This window comes from Rhizobium sp. N731, from assembly GCF_001664145.1.
GTDB lineage: Bacteria > Pseudomonadota > Alphaproteobacteria > Rhizobiales > Rhizobiaceae > Rhizobium > Rhizobium esperanzae.
The window spans coordinates 2253809-2279205 of sequence record NZ_CP013601.1 but is presented as its reverse complement, the minus strand read 5'-3'; the positions used below and the strand labels follow the sequence as shown (position 1 = coordinate 2279205).

The following is a 25397-nucleotide window of genomic DNA, read 5'->3' as shown; positions in this document are numbered from 1 at the left end:
TTATCGCCCGAAACATCGATTCCGGAAGACCGGATGTCAGCGCAGCCGCAGTTGCACCGGCGCACTGCCGCCCGGTGAAGTCACATGCAGATGAATGCGGGCTTCCGGCTGCGAATAGCGCCAGGCGCGGGCGCCATGGCAAAGCAGCAGATTGATGAGATCCCGGGTCTTGGCAGACTTCGCTCTCGGCCGTTGCAGACCGATTTCGGCAAGTCGCAGAGCCGCTTCGTGCAGCGGATGCAGGGATGAACGCCCTTTGGCCCCGCCGCGGCGGTCGCCTGGCATTCCCGGAACATTCTCATTGATCGCCATAGTTTTCCCCGTACGCATTACTGATCGAGTTCAAACCGATGGCCGGAAACGCAAACACCGATTCCGGCCGTTACGGATGCCGCCGGCATTGTCGCAGGCAGCACCGAATAACTCATTGTGCTGCGGCCCAGCACTTGATGCCGGCCTTCTTCAAGGCCTTGCAGGCATTGACCGCATCGCGCTGATCGTCAAAGCCACCAAAACGGGCGCGGTAGACCTGGTCGTTGCCAGCGCCGTAGGCGACGGCGAAGGGCTTTGCCGAGGCCAGCGCCTTGCCGCCCTTGCTCTTGGCGCTCTCCAGGAGGTCCATGGCCATCTGCCGGCTCGGCGAGACGCCGACCTGGACGACCCAGCCCGCAGGCGCAGCACTTGCCGGGGTGGCGTTGGTCGATGCGGTCGTGACGTGATCGACGGCGGCGTTATCCTGTGCAGCGGGTGCGGCGACCGGAGCCTGCTGCTTGAAGCTCGTGGTCTTGACCTTGGTCGGCGCCGGCATGGCCTGGGCAACCAGCGGATTGTCGGATTTCGTCGCGGAGGTTTCGGCAAAGGCGACTTCGGTCTCGGCCACCTGATAGCGGGCGTCCGGCAGCGGCCCTTTGCGCGGCAGGCCGAGGTCGGCGGCAGCGGCAGAAACTGGTGGCTGCGCCGCAGTGATCGTCTTTGCGACCTGTTCCGGGGCGACCTGCTGCCGAGCCTTCTGCGGCTGAACCGGAGCAGGCGTTTCGATCATTTCAGGGGCAGGGGCTGCCTGGGCCACCAGCGCCGAATTTCCGCCGCGGCTCGACGCCTTCGGCAGGTAGGCGGCGATCAGATTGCGCATCTGGGCATCGCGAGCCGACCCGGAAGTGCCGCCGAGCACGACGCTGACGATCGACTTCCCGTCGACCTGTACCGAACTCACAAGGTTGAAGCCGGCGGCGCGCGTATAACCGGTCTTGATGCCGTCGACGCCGCGCACGGAGCCGACCAGCCGGTTGTGGCTGCGGATCGTGCGAGTGCCGAACTTGAAGGCGCGGGTGGAGAAATAACCGTAATATTGCGGGAAATGCTGGCGAAGGGCGATGCCGAGGCGGGCCTGGTCGCGCGCCGTCGTCATCTGCGCCGTATTCGGCAGGCCGTTGGCGTTGCGATAGGTGGTGCGCGTCATGCCGAGCGCATGGGCCTTGGCGGTCATCATCTGGGCGAATCGGTCTTCGCTGCCGCCGAGCATCTCGCCAAGCGCGGTTGCCGCATCATTAGCCGACAGAGTGACGAGACCGAGGATGCCCTGTTCGACGGTGATGGTGCCGCCGGCACGCACGCCAAGCTTGGTCGGCGCCTGGGCGGCCGCGTGAGCGGAGAAGGGAACCGGCGTATCGAGGCGGATGCGACCCTGCTCCAAGGCCTCGAAAGTCATATAAAGAGTCATCATCTTGGTCAGAGAGGCGGGATATTGCAGCCGATCAGCATTCTCGCTGTAGAGAACGTTGCCGGTCTTGGCGTCGACGACGATGCCCGCATATTTCGGATTGGCCGCCTCCGCGTCGGCATTGACCGAATCAACCAGGACGACCGTGAGAGCCATCGAAAGGATCGCCAGGAGCTTTGCGAAAAAGCTGCCGGACCGGGACGATGATACGGAGGAGACTGACCTTGACACTATTCCACTCTTCGCTTTGCATTTCAGATATTGGGCAGGAACCGCACACCCCCCGCCGCACAGCTCGTCTTTTGAAATTACCGATTCAGCGTTACCAATCCGTTTATGATGAATCGTTTCATGCCTTCTCCGCCGGCATTTTAGGGACCTGTCACAGAACGGTTCACAAGACGCGGCTCCACAAAGAGTCTGATCGCGGCATCAATATGTTCCCAGTCGGCGAGATGGCTGCTGGAGAAGCGGTAGAGGACGCTGAGATCCTTGCCGACCTTGATGTCGCGCTGACAATCTCCGCTTGCAGCCTTGTCCGGAGTTGAAGGCAATATGCAGCGCACGACGTAGTCCGGCCCGCCTTTGACCGGTGCCGTGAGCAGCACTTCTCCGCCATAACCGGCGTCGGCGCGAAGTCGATGGAGTGTCAATCCGTCCCGGAAAGGCTCGGCTGTTCCTTCGATCAGATGCGAATAGATCGGCTCCAGCCGGCCGGACATGTCGCGTGACATGGTGCTCTGGGCGATCTGCAGGAAGATGAGGCCGGACGATTGGGCGACATCGTCGAATCGCAGATGGTTGTCCTTGCCGTAACCTTGCATGGAGGGCCAGGCGAGGTAGAGATCGACGCGCTCGGTGCCGCCGTCATGCCTCTGGCTCGGGAAGCGGATGGTATTTTCGGGGAATTTCACTGTGTCGCGACCGATGGTCAGCGTGATTTCAGCCGTGCTGTCGGTATTGCCGGCAAGGGAGATGTGTCGGCCGAACGAACGGCCGGCGATGCTGATGGCGACGGTCAGGACCGCCAGGACTGATATCGCCACCATCGTACGCAGGAGAAACCTCGTGGAAAGAAGCGGCTGCTCGTCGGGTGCGCTTTGGGCTGCTTGGCTCATGGCGGTTCTTCGCGTTTCGGTCCGCCGCAGGATGAACGTGAGCCGCCGGTGCCGATGATGAATCTCATCGACATGATCGAACCGGCACGGTTAATACTTCGCTAAGATTTCGGGGCGCAGTTGTGCCGGGATGGACCCCTTGTCCCAAAAAGGAGCGAGCCGTTCCCGGGACAGCGGGAACGGCTCTTGGGCACCGGTCGGGGACGGGATGCGGGGACTGACCGGGCCGAAACCTGTGCCGGCTTGGCCGGCGGTGGCCTACTTGACGCTACCGACCGCAACAGCGCGGCCGTCCTGAAGCTTCGACCAGCGGGCCGGATCGCTTGCGGACTGGCGCTTCAGATAGGTGTATTCGGTGTCCGACCACAGCAGCACCTTGTTGCGCATGTTGTCGAGAATGAAGTCGCCGTGATCGGTGCGGACCGTCAGCACCGCATGGCCTTCGCCGTTCGGCTGCAGCACGACCGTAATCAGCGTGTCGGATGGCGAGAAGCCGTCCTCGATCAGCATCTTGCGCTTCAGCAGGGCATAGTCCTCGCAATCGCCGACGGTGGTCGGATAGGCCCAGCGCTCTTCGACGCCGTAGATCTGTTCATCCGTCTCCGGCTGGATCGACGAATTGACGGTGTAATTGACCTTGAGGATTTCCTTCCAGCGATCCTCCGTGAGCACGGCCGGCCCGGCATCGCCGCCGGCATAGGTGCATTCCGCCGGATTGGCTTTGCAGAATTCATAGTGTCCGATCGGCGGGCTGGCATTGCCTGCCAGTGCCATGCTGGCGGGCGTTGCCTGTCCCGCGCCCGTCAGTGCCATCATAAGCGCACCGGCCAAAAGGCCGCCTTTCAGGATATTCGCAGCTGTCATTGCCGTCTCCCCTAAGTTGAGGTGACAATGACACGGACATTTTTATCTCACGCAAAATTACGTAATAGAATTAAATGCTTAGTTGAATCAAATGCCGATAAAACTTGGCTCGAATACGAATAAAATTCGGCACGCATTTGTGTCGAAGTCGATTAAAATTGTAGTGGACGCGGCAAGGACTTCGCCGACGGAAAGCCTGCGCTGCCGTCGCGTCGTTAAGAGCTGTCGCTGAGCCGGAAAAATGCCTGCGGCGCTGCGGCGCGATGCTTGCGGTGGCGATGCCGGCGGAATCGGCCGGTTGGAACCTGCCGAAAGCAGAATATCGCTCGGATTCCGGGGGGCGGCATTAAAATTATTTTTGAGGAAAATCGCGAAATCGATCGGTAGCGGCGACGATTGCCGCGCTCATATCGGGGTTTGCAGTGGAATGGGAAGCGCGCGGCAGGATTACGAGCTCGCTTTGCGGCCAGGCGCGGGCCAGTTCCCAGGCGGTGACGAGCGGCGCCTCGATGTCGAACCGTCCCTGCAGCAGGATGCCGGGAATGTCGGCAAGTCGCGCGGCGTTCTTCAAGAGCACGCCATCCTCCAGCCAGGCCCCGTTGACGAAGTAGTGGGTGATGATGCGGGCGCGCGTCAGCACATAAGCCGGATCGGCCCAGCGGCGCGGCAGTTCTTCCCCGGCGAGCAGGATCGAAGCTGATTCCCAATCATGCCAGTCTTGCGCCGCCTTGAGGCGCGTCTCAGGATCCGGATCGTTGAGGAGGCGGTGATAGGCGCTGGCCATGTCCTCATCCAATCGTGGCGCGCCGGATTGTATCCCTTGGCGGAAACGGTGCCATTCTTCCGGAAAGAGCGGCGCCATGCCGCGACAAAGCCAGTCGATTTCCGATCGCCGTGTGGTGGTCACGCCCGATATGATGATCGCTGTGACATGCTGCGGATGCGCTTCGGCATAGGCGAGCGCCAGCGTCGAGCCCCAGGAGTTGCCGAAAAGCAGCCATCTGTCGATGCCGAGAAAGAGCCGCAGCTTCTCGATATCGGCCACGAGATGCCAGGTCGTATTGAGGGAGAGATCGGTTTCGGGATCTGCAGCACTCGGCAGGCTCCGGCCGCAATTGCGCTGGTCGAAGAGGATGATCCGATAGGCGTCCGGATCGAACTGCCGGCGCGCCGCGCTCGAACAGCCCGAGCCCGGCCCGCCGTGCAGGACGAGTGCCGGCCGCCCCCTCGGGTTGCCGCAGGCTTCCCAATAGATCAGGTTGCCGTCGCCCGTATCGAGCAGGCCGTGATCATAGGGTTCGATTTCCGGGTAGAGGGCTGGCATCGGTGCACCTGCGGTCGAGGCGGACCTTATCCATCATCTTCATAACGAAGGGAAGACGGACGACGGCCGGAAATTCCTCGACCCAAGATTCTGCCCAATTTCGCGCGGCCTGCTCCGCCCGACCTGTGTCGCAGCTTGTTCCACTCATAACTCTATATGACTTACTGGTTGGAACGACTTGCGACAGGATTTGGCACCGGCCTTCCAAAGCCGGATTTACCGCCGCTTGCAGATCGCTTGCCGTGAGGCTCGCGCTTTCAACACGACCCGACCCGGTGTGCTCCGGACCTGGCAAGCGCTTTCGGAGCAATCGGCCTCGAATTGATCCGCCGCAAGGCATCGTGATTTTTCAGGCTGTCAAAGGAATTCGCGCAGTGTCTCGCGGGACTGGATCGACAGGAATTCGATCGCCACACCTTCGACGAAGTGACGCACGACACGGCCGCGCATGTTACCGAGGCGCACCGCCGTTCCGATCGTGGGACGCATTTCGACGTCGATGGCGGCGCCTGACAGCGACAGGTCCATGATGCGGCAGGTATAGCGCGTGCCATCCTCGAGCGTGAGTTCGGTCTTCGTATCACGCGGCGTCAGACGGTCGTGGCGACGATCTTCCGGCAGGCCGAGCTCGTGCTTGTTGGCAAGCCAGGTGAGCTGGGCAGCGAGCTTCTCGCGCTTGCGCTCGGTGGCATTGATCGACATGGTGAAGCCGCGGCCGTCGAGGGTCTGGACGTAACCTTCGACGCGCCCGAGATGGTCGATATAGGCGACGACGCGTTCGTTGGCGCGCGGCCGGCCGGAGCAGATGACGTACATGTCGCCGGGCGACATGTCGATCACCATGCATTCGAATTCCTCATAATTCGCAAGCATCAACCGGCCCTGCATATTGATCGGCACGCGCTGGAAAACGCCTTGTTCAGGGCGCGGCGCAGGTCGTTGCGTCTGAGCTGGCTGGAACGAGTGCATCAAAGGGCTTCTTCATAAAAACTGGAGAGATCAATCCTTACCTCCAATCCATTAACAGAAGGTTGTTTCGCCTTATTGTGACATAGCCGAAAACGAGTGCGCGCCTTGTGCTGAAACGAGACGCTTAACGCGCCTCGGCACTCAGCAGCTGTGACACCATGCGGCGCATGGCCTGGCCGAACCCGATGCCTTTTGCCGCGACGACCTCGTTGATCGAGCGCAGTTCGGCCGGCGTGGCGTTGCTGAATTTTTCGGGCAGCAGACGGCTGCGGTCGAGCGCCAGGAATTCCAGCGGCACGATCTCCAGCCAGCTCGCAGGCGCCTTCGGTGCGATCGCGCCGAGCAGCCGGTCGCAGGCGCCGTCCGACGAGCGCAGCGGCATCATGATGATCTCGAAGGAGGCCTGATGACCGACGGTGCTGTAGCCGGTGGTGTTGAACAGGGCCGGCATGGCATGGTCCATGACGCCCATCGCCGTGCGTTCGATATCAGCGTGCTGGCCATGCGCCCAAAGAGACGAAAAACGTTCACCGCGCAGGTCGCGCCCGAAGAAATCGCAGATGCGAGTGCCGGCGAGCCGGAAAACAATGTCTCCGCCGTCGCGCGTCTCGAGGATGAAGAGACTTTGCAGTAGATGGGGAACGGCAGAGGGTTCGACCTGTGATTTCAGCGGCGCATCGGCAGCGCCGCGGATACGGTTCCAATAGTCAAAAATTTCGATGGTCGTTTGCACACGCATTTCACACCAACCTGTCCCATTCCGGAGCATTTTCGGGCAGTCATTGCCCGTACAGCTTCTACCTTGCGGATTTCATGCCAGATCCAGGCCGTTAAGGTTAAGAAAGGGTTTCGGTTGAGGCGCGGCGTCTATCGTGACAATGTCCAGCCATCGCTTCGACTTTCGGAGTTCAGCACGATCTGCCGATCCCGGGTCTTTCCAGGAATTCGGGTTACGCCGCCCGGCACTACGGGCGGCTTTTTTTTTGACAGGCGCTCCTGTATGGCTGAGGCCTCAACGAGGCGATAAAAATGAACGAGCAGACGGGCGAGCCAGACAAGGCGCCCGAACCTTCCGAGGCCCGGCCGCCGGCGCGGCCCCCGCGCGTACCGGTCTTCAACCTTCCGCCGGCGCTGCTCTTCAGCCTTTGCCTGCTCATCCTTATCTACGCGGTGCAGGCGCTCGTTCTCTCGGACGATGCGGTGGGCTGGCTGCTGTTTACCTTCGGTTTCGTCCCCGCTCGCTACGTGATTCCGTTGTCGCAGCAGGGGCTGGAACTGTTCTGGACGCCCGTTACCTATTCGCTGCTGCACGGCAGCACCCAGCATATCGTCTTCAACGCCTTCTGGCTGATGGCCTTCGGCGCGCCGGTCGTGCGCCGCATCGGGACGTTGCGGTTCCTGTTCTTCTGGATCTTGTCCGCCGTCGCTTCCGCCGCCCTGCACGCGATCCTCAACTGGGGAGACGTATCGCTGCTGATCGGCGCGTCGGGCGTCATTTCCGGGCTGATGGGCGCCGCCTGCCGATTCGCCTTTCCGGCCGATCGGCGACCGATGCCGGTGGCGCATCTCAACGCCCGGCTTTCCATCATCGACGCCCTGAAGAGCCGGACCGTCGTCATCTTCATGCTTCTCTGGCTGGTCGGCAACGCGCTCATCGCCGTCGGCATTCCGCTCGTCGGCGACAGCGACCAGGAGATCGCCTGGGATGCGCATATCGGCGGCTTCGTCTTCGGCTTCCTTTTGTTTTCGCTGTTCGACCGGGCGCCACGGCCGCCTGCAGAACCGACGGGAGCGGCGAAGGATATGTTGCAATCCTGAGCGGGGCGGTGCACCATCGAACGATCCGCGATTGGGGGGAGAAACCGCCGCGGACGCCTGTGACAGATGTCACGGGCTCGACATAGGAGGTTCGAATGACCAGTTCAGTCAAAGCAATCCTCGACCTGAAGGGCAGGGACGTCATCACCGCCGGGCCGAACACCACCGTCGCCGAGGCGGCCGCAATTCTGAGCAAGAAGAAGATCGGCGCCATCGTGGTCGTCGGCATGGAAAACCGGATTTCCGGCATGTTCACCGAGCGCGATCTCGTGCATGCCATCGCCAAGCACGGCAAGGATAGCCTCGATCAGCCGCTCTCGCAGGTGATGACTTCAAAGGTCTACCGTTGCCACGAGGAGACGACTGTCAACGAGCTGATGGAACTGATGACCAGCCGCCGCTTTCGCCACGTTCCGGTGGAAAGCAACGGCAAGCTTGCCGGCATTATCTCGATCGGTGACGTGGTGAAGTCGCGGATCGCCGAAGTGGAGCGCGAGGCCGAGGATATCAAGGCCTATATTGCCGGCTGAGGGTTCGGCTGTTTGTTTAGACGTGCCCTCGTGCCCGTCGCGGCGTCGCTTCACGGGGGACTGGCGTAGACTTCCTGCATGCGCTTGATCTCGGGAAGCCTGGCTCTCGCTTCCTCGTAGCCGCGTTCGATCGCCTCACCGGCGCGGTGAAATTCCGAGAGGCCGATATAGCTCAGGCGCGGCTGCAGCGAAATGTCGGGCGGATCGCCGGCAAGGCGGGCGCGGGCAATCCTGTCCTGGATGATGTTGAAAGCCTGCACCATCACGCCGGTCATGCCGAGGCGGGCATAGGGCGCCTCTTCCTGTTTCTGCAATTCCTGCTGCGAGAGGCTGGCATTGTGCCGGACCACGGCCGAGCGGCCGTAGAGATCGTAATTGAGATTGACGGCGACGACCAGCGGCTGCTCATAGGCACGGCAGACGGAGACGGGAACCGGGTTGACCAGCGCGCCGTCGACCAGGGTGCGATGATTGCTGCGGACCGGCTCGAAGATGCCCGGCAGGGCATAGGAGGCGCGCAGCGCCGTGATCAGCGAACCATTGGCGATCCAGACCTCGTGGCCGGTATTGACCTCGGCCGCGACCGCGACGAACGGCCGGTCTAGATCCTCGACGTTCAGGCCCTCGAGATGCTCCTGCATGCGCTTGGTCAGCCGCATGCCGCCGAACAACCCGCTGCCGCCGATCGTCAGATCGAGCAGACTGGCGATGCGGCGCATGGTCAGCGAGCGTGCGAAGCTTTCGAGTTCATCGAGTTTGCCGGCGAGATAGCAGCCGCCGACCAGCGCGCCGATCGATGTGCCGGCGATCATGCCGATCTCGATCCCGGCCTCGTCCAGAGCGCGCAAGACGCCGATATGGGCCCAGCCGCGGGCTGCGCCGCCGCCAAGAGCGAGCGCGATCTTGATTCTGTTGACAGGCGCGGGCGCAGGGATTGTCTCGAGTATCGTCGACATGCCGGAACCGGAACCTTCGCCTTCAGCGCTTTGACGGTGCAGACTCCAGTTCAGCATTGCGCTCTCCCCTCCAGCAGAACACGTATGTTACGATAGTGTGCCCGATCGGTTGCCAAATGGTATATAGAACCGGTTTCTGGCACAATAAGGGGCAAATGCCCGGGACGGTCAGTCTATTTTCCGTAGACGTCCTGCGGATCGAAATGACGCTCGTCGTCGACGATGTCCAGCATCGGTTTTCCCTGGCGCAGCGTCACCGTCCGATAGAAGCAGGAACGGCGGCCGGTGTGACAGGTGGCGTCATGGCCGGCGACCTCGACCTTCAGCCAGATGGCGTCCTGATCGCAATCGGTGCGAATTTCCTTCACCGTCTGAAGGTTGCCCGAGGTCTCGCCCTTTTTCCAGATCTTGCCACGCGACCGGCTGAAATAATGGGCCGTGCCCGTCTGGATGGTCAGCGCCAGGGCCTGGGCATTCATATGCGCCACCATCAGCAGTTCGCCATCGCCGGCGTCGGTGACGATCGCAGTGATCAGGCCGCGGTCGTCGAAACGCGGCGTGAAATCGCCGGCGTCTTCCAACGCCGACTTGTCTTCGGATGGTTGATTGAAGATCAGTTGACTCATTGCGGCCCTCCTGAGGGAGCCGGTATCAGCGGCTCCGCACCATGCTCATGAAACGGGCCTGATCGGCCGGTTCGGTCTTGAACGTTCCGGTAAAGGTCGTGGTCAAGGTGGTCGAACCCTGCTTCTGAACGCCACGCATCGCCATGCACATATGTTCGGCCTCGATCAGTACGGCAACACCGCGCGGATTGAGCGTATCGTCGATGGCCCGCGCAATCTGGGCCGTCATGGTTTCCTGGGTCTGCAGGCGCCGGCCATAGATCTCCACGACTCGGGCAATCTTCGACAGGCCGAGCACGCGGCCATCAGGCATATAGGCGACGTGGGCCTTGCCGATGATCGGCACCATATGGTGTTCGCAATGCGAGTAGAACGGAATGTCCTTGACAAGGACCATGTCGTCGTAGCCTGCGACCTCTTCGAAGGTCCGGCCGAGCACGTCCTCCGGCGCCATATCGTAACCGGCGAACAGCTCGCGATAGGCCTTGGCGACACGGGCTGGGGTCTCGATGAGGCCTTCGCGTGTCGGATCGTCACCGGCCCAGCGCAGCAGAACGCGCACGGCTTCCTCGGCCTCCTGCTGGGAAGGGCGGTCCGAGTCCCGGTTCGGCTGCGGAAAGTTCTTTACGATGGCGTCCATGATCAATGGTCTCCTGGTCCGCACCGCGGACCCATCTGTCGGAATTGCCACTGGTCAGTCCCATGCGGGAATTCATGCACCTTTGGCAGGCTCCGGGGCTTTCAGGGCAAATTCAATGCCCGTCCGGCACGGTTTCCCAATCAAACTTACACAAGGCCATTGCATTTTCATGGCCTTGGAACGACATACATATAGGAAGACGGCCATTATATGTAAGTATCCTCAGATGACACGGTGTGTTTTTTGTTTCAATAACAATAACAGCACCATTTAGGCCGATCCGCAGCGATTTTGGAGCGGAAATCCAGCATGGACGACATCTACAACAGCAAAATCCTCGAATTCGCCGGCAATATTCCGTTGACCGGGACGCTCGATGATGCCGATGCGACCGCCCAGGCGCACTCCAGGCTTTGCGGCTCCAAGGTACGGATCTGGCTGAAGATGGATGGCGATGTCGTGACAGATTTTTCCCATGACGTGAAGGCCTGCGCGCTCGGCCAGGCTTCGTCCTCGATCATGGCCCGCCATGTCGTCGGCGCAACATCTGGTGAATTGCGGCAGGCGCGGCTGGACATGCTCGCCATGTTGAAGGCGGACGGGGCAGGGCCGACGGGGCGGTTCGAAGATATGCGTTACCTCCTGCCCGTGAGGGACTATAAGGCCCGCCATGCTTCGACGATGCTGACCTTCGACGCGGTCGTCGACGCGATCGGGCAGATCGAGGCGAAACGGGCGGAAGTTGTCGAGGCGTAACCGAGATGTGCGAGTTCTGCGTCCGGCAGGCTGACGATGAGGACGATGGCGGCGCGGCCGCATCGAGACAGCCGCACGCAAAGACTGCGCGCTACTCCCGCAATTACACCGGAGCATTCCGCAAGACTCCGGACCGCCTGCTCGGCATGGGGCTCCTCCGCCTCTATCAGCTGACGCTTTCCGGCTTTGTCGGCAATTCCTGCCGCCATATCCCGACCTGCTCGGAATATGGTTACGAGGCGATCGCCCGCCACGGATTATGGGCCGGCGGCTGGATGACGCTGTTTCGCGTCGGCCGCTGTGGTCCGGGCGGCACCAGCGGCCTCGACCAGGTGCCCGAGACACTCGGCAACGAGTTTCACTGGTGGACCCCATGGCGCTATCTCGCACTTGGACGCAAGAGAGGGTGACCGCGGTGACGATGCCCGGCGAACATCATTGTGTTTCGGAGGTCAGGGCAGCGAGGATGCGTGAGGCGCGGTCACTGTTCGGTGACTACGATCGCGAGGAGGAGAGCGAGTTGCTATGAGCATGTTTGTCGCCCTCCTGCATAGCATCGTGCTCTCGCCCGACCGCCGGGTGATCATGGAAGACCTGCGCGCGCTTGCCAGAGAGCTCGGCTATCGCGAGCCGCGCACACTGGTTTCAACGGGCAATCTCATTTTCGAGGCCGACGAAATACGTCCGCATGAACTCGAGGTCGCGCTGGAAGAGGGTTTCGAAGAGAAGTTCGGCAAACATGTCGATATCATCGTGCGCAGCGACTGCACCTGGATGGCGCTCTGCGGCACCAATCCCTTCCGGGACGGCAGCGGAGACCAGGTAATCGTCCGGGTGATGCGCCTGCCGATCGATCCTGAGAAGGTGGAGGCGCTGAAACCGCTGATGGCGGAAGGGCAACGTATCGCCGTCGTCGGCGGCGATCTCTGGATCGATTTCGCCGGCAAACCGAGTCAATCGAAACTGCTTTCGGCGCTGACGACCCAGCGGCTCGGCGTCGGAACGATGCGCAACTGGAACACCGTTTGCGGTCTTGCGCAAATGATCATGTGAGCCGGCTGCTTCTTTACTCCCAAGTGAAATCTGAGTATCAGGCGGCAGCGCATCCAACAAAGGGATGACGCTTCCATTTCAACCACCCGCATTCGTTGGCGGGACTGGACAAGGAGAATTTCGATGTCCCAATCCGTTTCCCTGACATTTCCCGATGGTTCCGTGCGCAGCTTCCCGGCTGGCGCAACCGGCAAGGATGTCGCCGAATCCATTTCCAAGTCGCTCGCCAAGAGCGCCGTCGCCATTGCCCTCGATGGCGCCGTGCAGGATCTTTCCGATGCCGTCACCGACGGCAAGATCGAGATCGTCACCCGCAAGGACCCGCGCGCGCTGGAGCTCATCCGGCATGACGCCGCGCATGTGATGGCCGAAGCCGTGCAGGAGCTCTGGCCCGGCACGCAGGTGACGATCGGTCCCGTCATCGAGAACGGCTTCTATTACGATTTCGCCAAGAACGAGCCTTTCACGCCCGACGATCTGCCGAAGATCGAAAAAAAGATGAAGGAAATCATCGCCCGCAACGCGCCGTTCACAAAGCAGATTTGGTCGCGCGAAAAGGCCAAGGAAGTCTTTGCCGCCAAGGGCGAACAGTACAAGGTCGAACTCGTCGATGCGATCCCGGAAGGCCAGGATCTGAAGATCTACAACCAGGGCGAATGGTTCGACCTTTGCCGCGGCCCGCATATGGCCTCCACCGGCCAGGTCGGCACTGCCTTCAAGCTGATGAAGGTCGCCGGCGCCTACTGGCGCGGCGACAGCAACAACGCCATGCTGTCACGCATCTATGGCACGGCATGGGCAGACCAGGCCGATCTCGATAATTACCTGCATATGCTGGCGGAAGCCGAAAAGCGCGATCATCGCAAGCTCGGCCGCGAAATGGACCTGTTCCATTTCCAGGAGGAGGGGCCGGGCGTTGTCTTCTGGCATGGCAAGGGCTGGCGCATCTTCCAGACGCTCGTCGCCTATATGCGCCGCCGGCTTGCCATCGATTATGAAGAAGTCAACGCACCACAGGTGCTCGACACCTCGCTCTGGGAAACCTCGGGTCACTGGGGCTGGTATCAGGAAAACATGTTCGCCGTGAAATCGGCGCATGCGATGACCCATCCGGATGACAAGGAAGCCGATAACCGCGTCTTCGCGCTGAAGCCGATGAACTGCCCCGGGCATGTGCAGATCTTCAAGCATGGCCTGAAGTCCTATCGCGAGCTGCCGATCCGTCTGGCGGAATTCGGGCTGGTGCATCGTTACGAGCCTTCGGGCGCTCTGCATGGCTTGATGCGCGTGCGCGGTTTCACCCAGGACGACGCGCACATCTTCTGCACGGACGAGCAGATGGCGGCCGAATGCCTGAAGATCAACGACCTGATCCTCTCGGTTTATGAAGATTTCGGCTTCAAGGAAATTGTCGTCAAGCTTTCCACCCGGCCGGACAAACGTGTTGGTTCCGATGCGCTCTGGGATCGCGCCGAAGCCGTGATGACCGATGTGCTGAAGACGATCGAGGCGCAGTCCGAAGGCCGCATCAAGACCGGCATCCTGCCGGGCGAGGGTGCCTTCTACGGTCCGAAGTTCGAATATACGCTGAAGGACGCGATCGGCCGCGAATGGCAGTGCGGCACGACGCAGGTGGACTTCAACCTGCCGGAACGCTTCGGCGCTTTCTATATCGACAGCAACTCCGAAAAGACGCAGCCAGTGATGATCCACCGCGCCATCTGCGGCTCGATGGAGCGTTTCCTCGGCATCCTGATCGAGAACTTCGCCGGCCATATGCCGCTCTGGGTATCGCCGCTACAGGTGGTGGTCGCAACGATCACCTCGGAGGCTGATGCCTATGGGCTTGAAGTGGCCGAGGCGCTGCGCGAGGCCGGTCTCAACGTCGAAACCGACTTCCGCAACGAGAAGATCAACTACAAGATCCGCGAGCATTCCGTCACCAAGGTTCCTGTCATCATCGTCTGCGGCAGGAAGGAAGCCGAGGAGCGCACGGTCAACATCCGCCGCCTCGGCAGTCAGGACCAGGTTTCGATGCAGCTTGACGCCGCCGTCGAGAGCCTCACCCTCGAGGCGACGCCGCCCGACGTCCGTCGCAAGGCCGAGGCAAAGAAAGCCAAGGCGGCCTGAAAATAGGGGGAATACGACAGCGCCGACCTCGGCGCTGTCGGAAATGTCTTTCGCGAGGGGCAGCCACTCGTGCGCCTCCCGTCTCCACTTTCAAATCTTCCTGCCAATGAATGAAATCCGCGCCTGGTCTAGCGGCATCGGCCGATGCGTAGATCCAAAATGATAGCGTCGTTTGCGCGTCTGATCAGACGCGCGGCGCTACAGAGCGCCGGCCGATCGGCTTGATCGCTGGTACGCCGGAGAAGCGTGCCCGGCAGAATCAATCCAGGCTGGCGCCGTCGCCGCCGCCCTGCGGCACGAGCTGTTCGTAGGAGGGCAGAGGCTCCTCCGGAGCCGGCTGGACACCCGGGGGTGGCGGCGTGCCGGCCGGCGCCTGCTGCACCGTGCGGGCCGCCGGGCTCTCGGGCTGTTGCGGTTGCTGGTCCTTCATCAGAACTTCGACGTCGGTATTCCGGCCGGCAACCACTGTAAAATCGCGCTGATAGATCTTGTCCTTGTTGCGGGCGACGGCCGAGTATTCGCCTTCGGCAAGGACCATGGTCGGGAAGGCGCTGACGCTTTCGCCGACGCTGTCGCCCGCTGCCGTTAAGATCGACCAGGCGGTGTCGGCGATCGCCTCGCCGCCGGCTTCGGAGACCAGCTTGAAGGTCATCTGGGCGGCGCGGTGCTGGATCGTTGCCTCTGTGAGCTTGCCGGCCTCGACCTGGATGTCCGCGCGAATGACGGCGTTGACGCTGCCATATTCGGAAACGATGTGATAGGTACCGGCATTGAGGCGCACGACAGTATTCGGCGAGACATCGGCCACGACGAGGCCGCGCTCACCGTCGTCGCGCACTTCCGAGGAATAGATCGAGAAACTCAACTGGTCGGGGCGGATGCGGGCATCGGTGCCGGAGACGGCATTGAGCAGCAGGCCGCCGGCATCGAGGACCATCACCTGCTTGTCGACCTCGCCGTCAGCGGGCACGGTCAGCTTCTTTGTGACGCCGGCGCGGCCGAAGGAGACATTGACGAAATAATCGCCCGGAGCGAGTTGGAAGGCAGCGGGTCCGCCCTTGGCGCTGGCGATCAGCGGCAGCTTGCCGTCGGTGCCGGCGATCGGGCTGAAGACATACCAGGAAAGCCCGTCCTCGACAGGCGTACCGTCGGCCGTCAGCTTGGCTTCCATTTCGATGTCGCGCAGCTTGGCTCCTTCGGGCGCGGTGCCGGGCGCAATGAAGGCGTTGAGCTTCGGCATCTTCGATGTCGAATCGAGCTGTTTGAAGTCCTTGAAGGCATCCTGCGCACCGGCGCCGATGGGCATCAATACCATCAGAGCGATGGCGAGGCCGATGCGTGCAAGAGGCGAAATGCCAAACATCTGTTTCGTGAACCGATTGACTTCTGAAATCGCAAAGGCCACTTCAAGACCAACGCGATGGCAAATTCAAGACCCACGCTTTGCAGCAGCATAAAAATGAAAGTTTCTCCCGCATGAAATCCGATATCAAGCTGATCGATTACCTCGCCGTGCGCCGTTCCATTCCCGCTTTCCAGATGTGCGAACCCGGCCCTGAAAAGGCCGAGATCGAGGAGATCCTGCGGCTTGCTTCGCGTGTTCCCGATCACGGCAAGATCGCTCCCTGGCGCTTCATCGTTTATCGCGGAGATGAGCGTGCGCGCCTTGGCGAGGAGCTTCTCAAGCTGGCGCTCGAGACAAAGCCGGAGCTTTCCGAAGAGATGATCGAGGTCGAGCGCACCCGCTTCACCCGCGCACCGGTCGTTGTCGCCGTCGTCAGCAAGGCGGGGCCGCATATCAAGATCCCGGAATGGGAGCAGCTGATGTCGGCGGGCGCGCTTTGCTTCAATGTCATTCTCGCCGCCAATGCCAGCGGCTATGTCGCCAACTGGCTGACGGAATGGTTCGCCTATGACGAGCGCGCCTATCCGCTGCTCGGCGTCGAGCCCGGCGAAAAGGTGGCGGGTTTCATCCATATCGGCTCGACGACATTCCCGGCGATCGAGCGGCCGCGGCCGGAGCTTGCCGATACCGTGACCTGGGTCGGTGGAGAGGACTGATGTTCTACACGACGGACGGCAACCGGCACGGCCTCGCGCATGATCCCTTCAAGGCGATCGTATCGCCGCGGCCGATCGGTTGGATCGGCAGCAAGGGCCGGGACGGTTCGATCAATCTTGCGCCCTATTCCTTCTTCAACGCCGTCGCCGACCGGCCGAAGCTGGTGATGTTTTCTTCCGCCGGACGCAAGGACAGCCAGCGCAATGCGGCGGAAACCGGCGCCTTCACCTGTAATTTCGTCAGCCGCGATCTCGCCGAAAAGATGAACCTCTCCTCGGCGGCGCTGCCTTACGGCAACAGCGAATTCGATTTCGCCGGGCTGACGCCGAAACAGTCCGAACTGATCGACGCCCCCTATGTCGGCGAGGCTTACGCCGTGCTCGAATGCAGGGTCACCGAAATCATCGAGCCGAAGACGTTATCGGGCGCGCCGTCTGAAAACGTTCTCGTCTTCGGCGAGGTGGTCGGCATCCATATCGACGAGGCGATCGTCAGGGACGGCCGCTTGGACATGTCGATCGCCCGACCTGTGGCCCGCATGGGCTACATGGATTACAGCGAAGGCAGCGATGTTTTCGAGATGTTTCGGCCGCAGATACCAAAGGCGGAAGCCTGAGCGCAAGGCATGCAAAGGCTTAAGAAATATGGTGAACCAATCTTAAACCTTTTGTCGCTACGGTTACAGCATTGAATGAAACGCGAAGGAATCGCGTTCAAGTGCTGGGGCGTCGCGTGATCGTAGAAGCTTTCCTTCGTTGGATCGAAACGGCCAAGACCGGTGATCGGGCCCGGGCCGCGAACGCACTCGGTCGAGCCTATCTGCAATCCGAGATGAGCGGCGAGGAGCGGGCGGCAGCCGAGATGGCGATGACCTTTCTTCTCGATGACCCGTCGCCGCGTGTGCGGCTTGCGCTGGCCGAGGCGATCGCCTGGTCGCCCGACGCGCCGCGCAGCCTGATCCTTTCGCTTGCCGCGGACCAGCCCGAGGTTGCCTGCCACGCCGTTACCTGTTCGCCGCTTCTCAGCGACGCCGATCTTGTCGACCTCGCCGCACGCGGCAACGGCGCCACCCGCATGCTGATCGCGGCCAGAGGCCATGTCACCCGCCCGGTCTCGGCTGCACTCGCGGAGGTCGGCGATGAAGACGAAGTGCTCTGCCTGCTTGAAAACGACGGCGCGGCCATCTCCAGCCAATCGTTGAAACGCATCGCTGAGCGGCTTGGCGATTGCTGCGATATTCGCAACCTGCTGCTCGACCGCAGCGACCTTCCGGCCGATGCCCGCCAGCTGCTCGCCCAGCATGTCAGCAATGCACTGGTCGGGCTGCCGCTGGCGCAGGCGGCGATCGGCCTGCAGCGCCTCCAGCGCATCAGCCGCGAGGCGACCGAGGCAGCCATCGTTTCGATCGCCGGGGATATCGCGCCGCGGGAGATACCGGATCTCGTCGAGCATCTGCGCCTCAACGGCCGGCTGACGCCCTCCTTGCTCATGCATGCGCTCTGCGTCGGCAGGCTGGACTTCTTCGCCGCTGCAATCGTCGATCTAACAGCGTGCAGCGAGCGCAGGGTGCGCTCGATCCTGGCAACCGGGCGCATGCATGCCGTGCGCGCGCTCTATGAATCCGCCGGCCTGCCGCGGGATATCAGCGTGATCTTCGTCGAGGCGACGCTTCTGTGGCGCGAGGCCGTTCGAAAGGCGCCGGGCAGCGTGCTCGGCACTGTCGGAGGCCGTCTTCTCGAAAAATTCCGCCATCACAGTGGCGCACACGGCGCGGCCGGCGAACTGCTCGACATGGTGGAGAAGTTGCACGTCGCCGAACAGCGGCAATCGGCCCGTGTCTATGCCGCGCTTGCAGCGGCTTAGTCGTTCAGCCTGGTTACAACCCAGGAATAGCTGGCGGATACGAAATGCACAGGTTTGGAAAGCGTCTCCTTGACGTCTCGGCCGGATGGCAGATGTGCGCGGACCTGGCCGGCGATGTTTTCAGCAAAGCCGGCGAGGCCTGTTGGTTCCTCGGGTGCCACGGGAGCGGTGTCGGCCGCGGCCGCAGGCAAGGGCGCCGGTTTCGGCGGTTCGGCGACGGCAAGCGCTTTCGGCGCCTCGCACACGGCGATCACCGAGGGATAGCTGACATTGGTATAGGCCTTGAGCCGGCGTTCGGCTTCGGCATCGCAAGCGGCGACGGTTTCCCAGCGCTTGTCGACGGTCGCGACATAGCTGCACTGGCTGACGGAATCGTCGCAACCGAGAATCGTCATCGCGATGAGCACCGCTTGCATATTCTGCTTCCTTGGCTATTGAACCCGATATCGCCTTAGACGGCGCAATTCCAACCGAAACAAGGCGAAGGCATTAACTCTTCGTCATCTCGGCAAAAATTTGCGCCTCCCGCAAACACTGGAAACCATCATGTCCGTCACTATCGCCCAGGAGCCGCCGCGCCAGGACGGCGTCATCCGCCTTCTCGATCTTTCCGACGCCTATGCAGCGTCGCTCTATCCGGCGGAGAGCAACCACCTGGTCGACCTCTCCTTGCTGGAGAAACCTTCGGTAAGCTTCTTCGTCGCCCGCAATGAGGGGCCGATCGTCGGATGCTGCGCGCTGGTCGAGGCCGGCGACGGCACGGCGGAGATCAAGCGCATGTTCGTTGACCCGCAGGCGAGGGGATTGAGGATCGCGAGCGGGCTGATGAATGCGCTGGAGGCGATCGCGAGGGAAAAGCGGCTGACGGCGATCCGGCTCGAGACCGGCATCTATCAGCCGGAGGCGATCGCCCTCTACCGCAAATACGGATATCGGGAGATCGAGGCTTTCGGCACCTATCTGCCGGATCCGCTCAGCCTGTTCATGGAAAAGCGGCTGGGATAGGCTTCACGAAGGCAGTTCAGCCTTCGGCGACGCGCGGGATCGGCTTGGACGGCGGCGGTGCCTGTTCGTCGATGACGATCTGCGGCACCCTCTCGCTGCTCTCGGCGTTGCGGGCCTCATGGATCCATTCGCGCCAGATGGCGACGATCAGCGCCATCAGCACCGGGCCGATGAAGAGGCCGAGAAAACCCATCGTCTTGACGCCGCCGACAAGGCCGAAAAAGGTCGGCAGGAAGGGCAGCTTGATCGGGCCGCCGACGAGCTTCGGCCGCAGCGTCTTGTCGACGATGAAAAGCTCGACCGTGCCCCAGACGAAGAGGCCGACGCCGGCGACATGCGAGCCGCTCGCCAGGAGATAAATGGAAACCAGCGTGAAGGAGAGCGGCGCCCCGCCCGGTATCAGGGCCATCACCCCCGTGAGCACGCCGAGCGTTACCGGCGACGGCACGCCGGCGATCCAATAAGCCACACCGAGCACGATGCCTTCGCCGATGGCAATCAGCGTCATGCCCATGACGGTGGAGCTGATCGTTGCCGGCACGACGCGGGAAATGCGCTCCCAGCGGTTCGGCAGGATGCGCTCGCCCAGCATGTCGATCTGCTTGGAGAAGGAGAAGCCGTCGCGATAGACGAAGAACAGCGCGATCAGCATGAAGAGCAGCGTGAGGAGAAGATGGAAAGCGCCGCCGCCGGCTGCCAGCACGGCGCGATAGATGTTGCCGATATGAGCGCCGCTGATCGCCTGGATGAGTTCGCCGAGCGCGCCGGGACTGCCGACATATTTGGTCCAGAGATCATCGAGATAGGGGCCGGCAAACGGCAAGGCGACGATCCAATTCGGTGTCGAGGCGCCGGCGCGGTTGGCGTGGATCGCCCAGGCGAGCCAGGTGCGCACTTCGCCGGTCGTATAAGTGACCGCGAGCCCGATCGGGATGACCAGGAAGGTAAGGATCATGAGGATGGCGATGGTCGCGGCGACCGTCGTATTGCCGCCGACGCGGGCAAGCAGCTTGCGATAGAGCGGCCAGCTGGCAAAGCCGATGACGAGAGCTGCCAGCACCGGCACGAGGAAACCGTAGAAGAAATACACCCCGGCGGCGGCGACCAGCACCAGCAGCCAGCGCGCCGCCGAGATGGAGGGAATCAGCGGCGTGCGTGTCGGCGCCGACGACCCCAGCCATCGCGGCTCATGATTGGTTTTCTGACGGTCGAACACACCCACGCGCGCCTCTTCTTATTCTTGTACTCTGGTTATGGGCCATGAACCCGGCGGTTTCAAGGTCCGCGCCGTGAAAGCTGATATAAAGCATCACTGTTCGGCCGTCAGACACGGCGTCTTACTGCCGCGGGCGGCTGAGAACCTTGAACGCGTAGAATTGCGTCTTCTGAGTGGTCGAGAAATTATTGTCGGAGCCGAGGATGAGGACGTCGGTACCGTCCTTGGCCTTGCCGAGCGACATCGCCTCGATATTGTCGGGAATGAGGCCGATTGCTCTGAGATCGAGGATCTGGCTCTTGCGGGCAGGGACGACTGGCAGGTCGTTCTTGGCGAGTGAGGGGATGGCGGATATGTCGGTCGCATCGGCGAGATCCATCATCATGATCTTGACGTTATTGCCGAAGCCTTCGGCGTAGCTGCGCTCGATGGCGAGCAGGCGGTGATCGTCAAGGGCGAGTATTTCCGACATGCCGTTGTCGTTGCCGCGGTCGGCCTTGATGGCGGACTGCGGAATCGGCGAGACGGGATAGACATACTCAGCCTTCGGCTCGCCGGTTGCGCCGTCATAGCGGATGATGCGCGACAGGCTGCCCGTCATCAGCGACGGCTTCGGGCCATCTTGATAGAGGGCGGCTTCGACGCCGACGAAAACGTCGCCCGAGGGCGCGACCGCGAGATCTTCGAAAGCGAGGTTGTCGCGGATGCCGGTCGACTTGTCGATGGTCGGAGCAAAGCCCTCCGGCAGTTTGAACTCGCGCACGAAAGAACCGTCCGGCGCTGTGACGCGGATGAAGGGTGGCAGCAGCACCTTGGCATCGCCTTCGCTGCCCCAGTAGATGCCGTCCTTGCCGAGGCGGATCGATTCCGGGTCAACGGTCTTGGCGGCGAAGGGCTCACCGTTCTTGTCTTTCAGCGTCACATGCTTGACGACGGAAACGCCCTTGAGGCCCGACGCATCGACATCGATGTCGAGTTCATAGAAGCGGGCGGGCGCCTTGTCCGAACGGTCGTCGCTGATGGCGATAAAGTGGCCGGTAGCGGCATCGAAATCGAGGCCTGAGATGCCGCCGAACTCGACGCCGTTTTCCATTTGACCTGTGGGGATGACGAATTCACCGAGATAGGAGAGCGAAATGCCGGCGGCGCAATCGCCGAAGGGGCAGGCGCTTGTGAAAGTGGAGCCGATATCGGTGGCGCTGACGGGGACGGTGCTGGACAGGAGAACGAAAGCGGCAGTCGCGGCAAAACGCTTGGTCATGGCAAAATCCGGCAAGGGTTGAAAACGGCTCGAACCGGCGCAGGCGCTTCTCCCCGGGGGAGGTCGCGCGCCGTCCGCTTCATGCACCGGTTATTTGACGGAGTTGTTACGGTTCTTCGTCAGTTCCGTGAAATCGCAGATGCTAAAATGCGGCGCGCCGGGCGTATCTGTCAGATCATTCGGCGCGCCTGAGACGTGTTTAAATATCAAGGTTTTCGGCGAAGGCTGCACGCTCCTGGATGAAGCGGAAGCGGGCTTCGGGCTTGGTGCCCATCAGATCGTCGACCGCGCTGCGGGTGCCTTCGAAATCCACCTCGTCGATCAGCACCCGGAGCAGGGTGCGCTTGGCCGGATCCATGGTGGTTTCCTTGAGCTGGGCGGGCATCATCTCGCCGAGACCTTTGAAGCGGCTGATCTCCACCTTGGCCTTGCCCCTGAATTCCGTCTGCATCAGCTCGGCGCGATGATTGTCGTCGCGGGCATAGGCGGATTTCGCTCCTTGAGTAATCTTGTAGAGCGGCGGCACGGCGAGGAAGAGATGGCCGCCACGCACCAGTTCCGGCATCTCCTGATAGAAGAAGGTGATGAGCAGCGAAGCAATATGGGCGCCGTCGACATCGGCATCGGTCATGACGATGATGCGCTCATAGCGCAGATCTTCCTGCCGGTATTTCGAGCGCGTGCCGCAGCCGAGCGCCTGGATCAGATCGGCGAGCTGCTGGTTGGCGCCGAACTTCTCGCGGCCGGCGCTGGCGACGTTCAAGATCTTGCCGCGCAGCGGAAGGATCGCCTGGTTGGCGCGGTTGCGCGCCTGCTTGGCTGAGCCACCTGCCGAATCGCCCTCGACGATGAAGAGTTCGGCGCCTTCGGCGGTGTTCTGCGAGCAGTCGGCAAGCTTGCCCGGCAGGCGCAGCTTGCGCACCGCCGTCTTGCGGTTGACTTCCTTTTCCTTGCGGCGGCGCAGCCGCTCCTCGGCGCGCTCGATCACCCAGTCGAGTAGTTTGGCCGCTTCGTTCGGGTTGTCGGCAAGATAGTGGTCGAAGGGGTCGCGCAGCGCGTTCTCGACGATGCGCTGGGCCTCGACCGTCGCAAGCTTGTCCTTGGTCTGGCCGACGAATTCCGGCTCGCGGATGAAGACCGACAGCATGCCGACGGCCGAGATCATTACGTCGTCGGTGGTGATCTGGGCAGCGCGCTTGTTCTGGGTCAGCTCGGCATAGGCCTTCAGGCCCTTGGTCAGCGCGATGCGCAGGCCGGCCTCATGTGTGCCGCCTTCAGGCGTCGGGATGGTGTTGCAATAGGAATGCACCTGCGGGTCGCCGCCATACCAGGTGATCGCCCATTCCATCGAACCGTGGCCGCTGGCCTTCTCCGTCTTGCCGGCGAAGATCTCGCGGGTGACGGTGAATTCCTTGCCCATCGTCGCCTGGAGATAGTCCTTGAGGCCGCCGGGGAAATGGAAGGTGGCCTTGTCCGGCACCTCCGACCCTTCGGGCAGTACGCCCGGCTCGCAGCTCCAGCGGATCTCGACGCCGCCGAAGAGGTAGGCCTTCGAGCGCGCCATGCGAAAGACGCGGGCGGCCTCGAACTTCATGTGGTCCCCAAATATCTGGGGGTCGGGATGGAAGCGCACCCGGGTGCCACGGCGATTGTGGACGTCGCCAAGTTCTTCGAGCCCACCTTGCGGCAGGCCGCGGGAAAAGCGCTGGCGGTAAAGCTTCCGGTTTCGCGCCACCTCGACCTCGAGGAAGTCGGAGAGCGCGTTGACCACCGAAACGCCGACGCCGTGCAGGCCGCCCGATGTCTCGTAGGCCTTGCCGTCGAATTTACCGCCGGCATGCAGCTTGGTCATGATGACTTCGAGTGTCGACTTGCCCGGCACCTGCGGATGGTTCTCGACCGGAATGCCGCGGCCGTTGTCGGTGACGGTGAGATAGCCCTGCAGATCGAGATGCACCTCGATGAAATTGGCATGTCCGGCAACCGCTTCGTCCATCGCGTTGTCGATGACCTCGGCGAAGAGGTGATGCAGCGCCTTTTCGTCGGTGCCGCCGATATACATGCCCGGGCGCATGCGTACCGGCTCGAGGCCTTCCAGGACCCGGATCGACGAGGCGCCATAGTCATCCGCGTTCGAGGCGACAGGCGCAGGGCGCGCCGGCGCCGAGGGCACGGCCGTCAAGGGAGCGGCCGCCGGCGGACGTTCGCTCGGCGCGGCAGGCTTCTGCGCCTCCTCGCGTTTTTCGGAGAGGGGCAGTCCGGAAAAAAGGTCGTTGCTGTCGTCCATGGAGCCGTTCAGATCTTCGTCCTGTCTTGGGTCTGGCTTGGGGCTTGCATCAGCCGCCGACCCAAAATCACCGCATTTCATGTCACGTTTGCGAATCAGGCAGATTCTGCCAGAAAGCACCGCGATACGCGACACCGCCGGATTGGCGGGCTTTGACACATGATTTGCGTTGCCGGGCGCGGAATGGCAAGCGGCGGCAGGCTTCAGGAAACCATCCGCATGCGAATGTCCACAAGTGATTACACCGTTATATCAGCAATTGCGGCCTTTTTCCTATCCGCAGCCGTTCTTTCCGCCGGCGGACCAACATGGGCGGCCGACGCGCTGCCGCCTTTCAAGGACGATCTGTTCTCGAAGCAGACTGTGCTGCAGACCAGCGAGGGCGGCGCCTTAGAGGTCATCGACTATGACGAGATGCGCGATATCAACGGCCGCGACCAGATCCCGGAGAAGCGGGCGCAGCAGAAATATGTGTCGCTCGGCATCCGCAAGGCCCAGGCGGATGAAACCCTCTCACTCGAAGGCATCAGGCTCGATGTCACCAGGGTGGGACCGGTCGCGAATGCCGCCTTCACTGTGATTTTCATCCACGGCCGCGACGGCGACCGCCGGCTCGGGGCCAATGATTACAGCTTCGGCGGCAACTTCAACCGGCTGAAGAACCTCGTCGCCGGTAATGGCGGCGTCTATTATTCGCCGACAGTCAGGAGTTTCGACAGCAACGGCGTTGCCGCGATCGAAGGCCTCATCCGCCATGCCAGCGCGCAATCGCCCGGCCGGCCGGTGATCCTGTCCTGCGCCTCCATGGGCAGTCAGGTCTGCTGGGGCATCGCGCGTGACGAGGCCAGCGTCAAGCGGTTGAGGGGCATGTTGATCATGAGCGGCGTCACCGATCCGGATTTCACCAGAAGCGCCTTCTACAAGGCGAAGCTGCCGCTCTGGTTCGCGCATGGCAGCCGCGATCCGGTCTATGCCGCCGCCGACCAGCAGGCGCTGTTCGAGAGCCTGCTCAAGGCGAAATATCCGACGCGCTTCACGCTGTTTCAGACCGGTAATCACGGAACGCCGATCCGAATGGTCGACTGGCGCAGGGTCTTGAACTGGATTCTTGCGGCTTAACGGGCGTTTTCCGGCAGAAATATGCTCGGGATCGCAGAGATTCCCGTTACGTCAGGGGCATGATGCTTTTCTTTGGCGCA

At 61.9% G+C, this 25397-nt stretch carries 26 protein-coding genes; 11 read left to right on the top strand and 15 right to left on the bottom strand.

Going from position 1 to position 25397, the window contains the following annotated elements:
• Positions 1 to 36 precede the first annotated feature (36 nt).
• The 7 genes from AMK02_RS11215 to AMK02_RS11185 all read right to left on the bottom strand — a co-directional run bounded on the left by AMK02_RS11215 (position 37) and on the right by AMK02_RS11185 (position 6764).
• Positions 37 to 312, bottom strand: coding sequence for a hypothetical protein (locus AMK02_RS11215; protein WP_064802751.1), 276 nt, complete (start codon positions 310 to 312; stop codon positions 37 to 39).
• 112 nt (positions 313 to 424) lie between these two features.
• Positions 425 to 1951, bottom strand: a complete 1527-nt coding sequence (locus AMK02_RS11210; protein WP_082929659.1) for a D-alanyl-D-alanine carboxypeptidase — start codon at positions 1949 to 1951, stop codon at positions 425 to 427.
• A gap of 140 nt (positions 1952 to 2091) precedes the next feature.
• Positions 2092 to 2838: a hypothetical protein gene (locus AMK02_RS11205; protein ID WP_064802743.1), complete on the bottom strand. Its 747-nt coding sequence runs from the start codon at positions 2836 to 2838 to the stop codon at positions 2092 to 2094.
• Between the two features lie 258 nt (positions 2839 to 3096).
• On the bottom strand, positions 3097 to 3702 hold the full coding sequence (locus AMK02_RS11200) for a transglutaminase-like cysteine peptidase (protein ID WP_064802741.1): 606 nt from the start codon (positions 3700 to 3702) through the stop codon (positions 3097 to 3099).
• Positions 3703 to 4054: 352 nt separating this feature from the next.
• A complete protein-coding gene (gene pip, locus AMK02_RS11195; RefSeq protein WP_064802740.1) occupies positions 4055 to 5026 on the bottom strand; it encodes a prolyl aminopeptidase in 972 nt (323 codons plus the stop codon).
• Positions 5027 to 5383: 357 nt separating this feature from the next.
• Positions 5384 to 5995, bottom strand: a complete 612-nt coding sequence (locus AMK02_RS11190) for a PilZ domain-containing protein (protein WP_064802738.1) — start codon at positions 5993 to 5995, stop codon at positions 5384 to 5386.
• 124 nt (positions 5996 to 6119) lie between these two features.
• Positions 6120 to 6764: a PAS domain-containing protein gene (locus AMK02_RS11185; RefSeq protein ID WP_170965920.1), complete on the bottom strand. Its 645-nt coding sequence runs from the start codon at positions 6762 to 6764 to the stop codon at positions 6120 to 6122.
• Positions 6765 to 7024: 260 nt separating this feature from the next.
• On the opposite strand from AMK02_RS11185, the gene AMK02_RS11180 reads away from it, so the two are divergent.
• Together AMK02_RS11180 and AMK02_RS11175 are read left to right on the top strand one after the other, a co-directional pair.
• Positions 7025 to 7813, top strand: coding sequence for a rhomboid family intramembrane serine protease (locus AMK02_RS11180; RefSeq protein WP_064802735.1), 789 nt, complete (start codon positions 7025 to 7027; stop codon positions 7811 to 7813).
• A 95-nt stretch (positions 7814 to 7908) separates the two neighbouring features.
• Complete coding sequence (locus AMK02_RS11175) at positions 7909 to 8343, top strand: CBS domain-containing protein (RefSeq protein WP_064802733.1); 435 nt, start codon at positions 7909 to 7911, stop codon at positions 8341 to 8343.
• Positions 8344 to 8393: 50 nt separating this feature from the next.
• On the opposite strand, the gene AMK02_RS11170 is transcribed toward AMK02_RS11175, so the two are convergent.
• From AMK02_RS11170 to folE, 3 genes are all read right to left on the bottom strand, one after another.
• Complete coding sequence (locus AMK02_RS11170) at positions 8394 to 9356, bottom strand: patatin-like phospholipase family protein (RefSeq protein WP_011425465.1); 963 nt, start codon at positions 9354 to 9356, stop codon at positions 8394 to 8396.
• 116 nt (positions 9357 to 9472) lie between these two features.
• Positions 9473 to 9925 (bottom strand): phosphoribosyl-AMP cyclohydrolase, encoded by a 453-nt coding sequence (gene hisI / locus AMK02_RS11165; RefSeq protein ID WP_064802731.1) that lies wholly within the window; start codon positions 9923 to 9925, stop codon positions 9473 to 9475.
• 25 nt (positions 9926 to 9950) lie between these two features.
• On the bottom strand, positions 9951 to 10565 hold the full coding sequence (gene folE / locus AMK02_RS11160; protein ID WP_064802729.1) for a GTP cyclohydrolase I FolE: 615 nt from the start codon (positions 10563 to 10565) through the stop codon (positions 9951 to 9953).
• Positions 10566 to 10874: 309 nt separating this feature from the next.
• Here folE and AMK02_RS11155 point away from each other — a divergent pair, with 309 nt between their 5' ends.
• The 4 genes from AMK02_RS11155 (at position 10875) to thrS (ending at position 14504) form a co-directional block, all read left to right on the top strand.
• On the top strand, positions 10875 to 11321 hold the full coding sequence (locus tag AMK02_RS11155; protein ID WP_064802727.1) for an iron-sulfur cluster assembly scaffold protein: 447 nt from the start codon (positions 10875 to 10877) through the stop codon (positions 11319 to 11321).
• Positions 11322 to 11326: 5 nt separating this feature from the next.
• Entirely contained in the window at positions 11327 to 11731 is a 405-nt protein-coding gene (gene yidD, locus AMK02_RS11150; protein WP_064802725.1) for a membrane protein insertion efficiency factor YidD, read from the top strand.
• Positions 11732 to 11846: 115 nt separating this feature from the next.
• Complete coding sequence (locus AMK02_RS11145) at positions 11847 to 12374, top strand: DUF1697 domain-containing protein (protein ID WP_064802723.1); 528 nt, start codon at positions 11847 to 11849, stop codon at positions 12372 to 12374.
• A 123-nt stretch (positions 12375 to 12497) separates the two neighbouring features.
• Positions 12498 to 14504, top strand: coding sequence for a threonine--tRNA ligase (gene thrS / locus AMK02_RS11140; RefSeq protein WP_064802721.1), 2007 nt, complete (start codon positions 12498 to 12500; stop codon positions 14502 to 14504).
• Positions 14505 to 14763: 259 nt separating this feature from the next.
• On the opposite strand, the gene AMK02_RS11135 is transcribed toward thrS, so the two are convergent.
• The gene (locus AMK02_RS11135; protein WP_064806155.1) at positions 14764 to 15867 is read right to left on the bottom strand and encodes a hypothetical protein; all 1104 of its coding nucleotides are present in this window, start codon (positions 15865 to 15867) and stop codon (positions 14764 to 14766) included.
• A gap of 113 nt (positions 15868 to 15980) precedes the next feature.
• Between AMK02_RS11135 and AMK02_RS11130 the strand changes: the two genes are divergently transcribed.
• The 3 genes from AMK02_RS11130 (at position 15981) to AMK02_RS11120 (ending at position 18429) form a co-directional block, all read left to right on the top strand.
• Positions 15981 to 16565: a nitroreductase family protein gene (locus tag AMK02_RS11130; protein ID WP_064802719.1), complete on the top strand. Its 585-nt coding sequence runs from the start codon at positions 15981 to 15983 to the stop codon at positions 16563 to 16565.
• Entirely contained in the window at positions 16565 to 17182 is a 618-nt protein-coding gene (locus AMK02_RS11125) for a flavin reductase family protein (protein ID WP_064802717.1), read from the top strand. Before AMK02_RS11130 ends, AMK02_RS11125 begins: the two co-directional genes overlap by 1 nt.
• Before the next feature lie 101 nt (positions 17183 to 17283).
• Positions 17284 to 18429, top strand: a complete 1146-nt coding sequence (locus AMK02_RS11120) for a DUF2336 domain-containing protein (protein ID WP_064802715.1) — start codon at positions 17284 to 17286, stop codon at positions 18427 to 18429.
• Here the strand turns inward: AMK02_RS11120 and AMK02_RS11115 are convergent.
• On the bottom strand, positions 18426 to 18845 hold the full coding sequence (locus AMK02_RS11115) for a hypothetical protein (protein ID WP_064802713.1): 420 nt from the start codon (positions 18843 to 18845) through the stop codon (positions 18426 to 18428). The genes AMK02_RS11120 and AMK02_RS11115 overlap by 4 nt on opposite strands.
• 130 nt (positions 18846 to 18975) lie before the next feature.
• Here AMK02_RS11115 and AMK02_RS11110 point away from each other — a divergent pair, with 130 nt between their 5' ends.
• Positions 18976 to 19434: a GNAT family N-acetyltransferase gene (locus AMK02_RS11110; RefSeq protein WP_064802711.1), complete on the top strand. Its 459-nt coding sequence runs from the start codon at positions 18976 to 18978 to the stop codon at positions 19432 to 19434.
• 16 nt (positions 19435 to 19450) lie between these two features.
• On the opposite strand, the gene AMK02_RS11105 is transcribed toward AMK02_RS11110, so the two are convergent.
• The 3 genes from AMK02_RS11105 to parE form a co-directional block, all read right to left on the bottom strand.
• Entirely contained in the window at positions 19451 to 20656 is a 1206-nt protein-coding gene (locus tag AMK02_RS11105) for an AI-2E family transporter (protein ID WP_064802709.1), read from the bottom strand.
• Positions 20657 to 20771: 115 nt separating this feature from the next.
• On the bottom strand, positions 20772 to 21911 hold the full coding sequence (locus AMK02_RS11100) for an esterase-like activity of phytase family protein (RefSeq protein ID WP_064806153.1): 1140 nt from the start codon (positions 21909 to 21911) through the stop codon (positions 20772 to 20774).
• A 199-nt stretch (positions 21912 to 22110) separates the two neighbouring features.
• Entirely contained in the window at positions 22111 to 24198 is a 2088-nt protein-coding gene (parE, locus tag AMK02_RS11095; protein WP_064806151.1) for a DNA topoisomerase IV subunit B, read from the bottom strand.
• Between the two features lie 219 nt (positions 24199 to 24417).
• Here parE and AMK02_RS11090 point away from each other — a divergent pair, with 219 nt between their 5' ends.
• On the top strand, positions 24418 to 25317 hold the full coding sequence (locus AMK02_RS11090) for an alpha/beta hydrolase (RefSeq protein ID WP_064806150.1): 900 nt from the start codon (positions 24418 to 24420) through the stop codon (positions 25315 to 25317).
• Positions 25318 to 25397 lie beyond the last annotated feature (80 nt).